Source organism: Parabacteroides caeci, assembly GCF_023656795.1.
GTDB lineage: Bacteria > Bacteroidota > Bacteroidia > Bacteroidales > Tannerellaceae > Parabacteroides > Parabacteroides segnis.
Genome location: NZ_JAMOKT010000140.1, coordinates 1 through 1,978, shown reverse-complemented (window position 1 = coordinate 1,978; position 1,978 = coordinate 1). Strand labels below are relative to the sequence as shown.

The window sequence follows — 1,978 nt, the reverse complement described above, 5'->3', positions numbered from 1 at the left end:
TACACTCGGCAATCCGTTTTGAACTCAAAGGAGACAGTCTCAGAAAAAATCATTAACTTTGTCGCATCAAAAGTGTCCCAGCCTCCTCCGGCGCACTGTCCCAGTCACCTCCGGTTTTTCCAGTAGAGGTAAAGGGTACTTTATACCAAGATGATATTCCGGTTACCCTATTTGAAAGTAGCCATGACGGAATGGGGGTTTTCTTCTTTACTCCTGATACAGAAAAGAAATACTGGATAGAGTTAGAGGATGGTACTTGTTATTCTTTACCGGAGATTTACCCACAAGGAATGACTTTAAGCCTATCTAAACAAGACAAGAAAAATCTGGAATTTTTTATCTCACAAACCGAAGGCTCTCCTGCTCAGGAAGTTTGTCTGGTAGGACAAGTCCGTGGGATGATTTGCTGTGTGGCAAAGGGAGTGTTGAAGGACCGGCTTAAAATAAAAATGCCGCTTAGTGAGTTCTTTTATCAGGGAATCGCAGAGTTTACCTTGTTTAATGGCGATATGCAACCGGTTGCGGAAAGGTTGGTTTACGTGCATCCGGAAAAGAAGTTACAGATCAATATTGAACCGGATAAGAAAACATATGCTCTTCGTGAAAAAGCTACATTGAAAATAAAGGTGACGGATGGGAATGGAGTACCTGTGAAAACGAATCTGGGCCTTAGTGTATTTGATAAGGCATATATTAATCCGGCAGATCCGGTAAACATATTGACGCATTGTTATCTATCCTCTCAGATACGCGGAAAGATTCATAATCCGCTTTATTATTTCGATGAAAAGAATAAAGACCGTATGCAGGCAATGGATTTATTGTTGCTGACTCAGGGGTGGAGGCGGTATGTCTGGAATATAGAATATGCCCCCGATAATGAAAATCTGTTTTTGTCTGATGAAATAATAGGCATACAATCTATTAATAGTAAGAAAAAGAGGAAAGAGGCGCAGGGGACGGAACAACTTATTCAGATATCCGGTGCTGAGGGAAATTCATTGTATGTATGGGCTGACTCAACCGGCTCTTTTATTGTCGGTACGGATATATTGAAGGAACTTCGAGGTGGTTATGTGTATTTGAAACCGATGTTGTCGAATGAACATAAGCCTCAACTTGAAATAGAAGATTATTTTCCGCAAATCGATAGTCTAAGGAAAAAGAAACAGAGATATTACCCTACGATGGATATTTCTCAGTCTGTAAAAGAACAGATTCTCGATATGCCGGTCGTTAGTAATGATAGCACAATTTTACAGGATGAGGTAGTTGTTACCCGTAAAGCAAGTAGACCTTTCAGGGATAAGTTTATGGGACGTTTAGATAGTTTGGCACAGATGGATGTTGGTATGCCTTGGGTGTGTCCGGAAGGACATTTGGAAAATTATAAAGACGGATATACGGTACATCATGACCCCCGTTATTGTCCCAATGCAAATATTGTTCCGTTTGAAAAACGAAGTAAACCGGTAGAGGGTAAAACGTATCGAATTATTAAACCTAAATATTTCGATGGAGGAAAATGGTTTATTGTGGAAGACGAACAATATGTCGTTTATCACGGTCCTATTTATTCGGAAGAAGAGCTTCTCCGTCGTAACAACCTTTGGCGTGCCAAAGGCTACTACGTAGCCCGTGAATTTTACCAACCGGACGAAATAGATATACAATTGTCAACTCCCGATGCCCGTAATACTTTGTTATGGCAACCTTCCGTCATAACGGATGAAAAAGGGGAGGCGGAAGTTTCTTTCTATTGCTCCGATATCAATACCGGTTTTACCGGAGTGGTGGAAGGGGGTGACGGTACTGGATTGTTAGGTTCCGGTACATGCGAATTCAGAGTGATAAGAAAATAGTTCCTATGTTTAAAATCGGAAAAGACGGATAGCACGAGATAGCACTACAAAAGCTATACCATTTTAGTTAACTTTGTATTGTATCAAATTCATTATTAACTAATAACGATATAGCT

Annotated in this window: 1 protein-coding gene; it reads left to right on the top strand. The window is 40.4% G+C overall.

From position 1 onward, the window contains the following. The first annotated feature begins 191 nt into the window (after window positions 1-191). Window positions 192-1,862, top strand: a complete 1,671-nt coding sequence (locus NBH15_RS29065) for a hypothetical protein (protein WP_250824208.1) — start codon at window positions 192-194, stop codon at window positions 1,860-1,862. Window positions 1,863-1,978: the final 116 nt, after the last annotated feature.

Excerpts from the sequence above, each read along its gene's own strand:
- NBH15_RS29065 (WP_250824208.1), top strand. The coding sequence starts at position 192 with ATGGGGGTTTTCTTCTTTACTCCTGATACAGAAAAGAAATACTGGATA.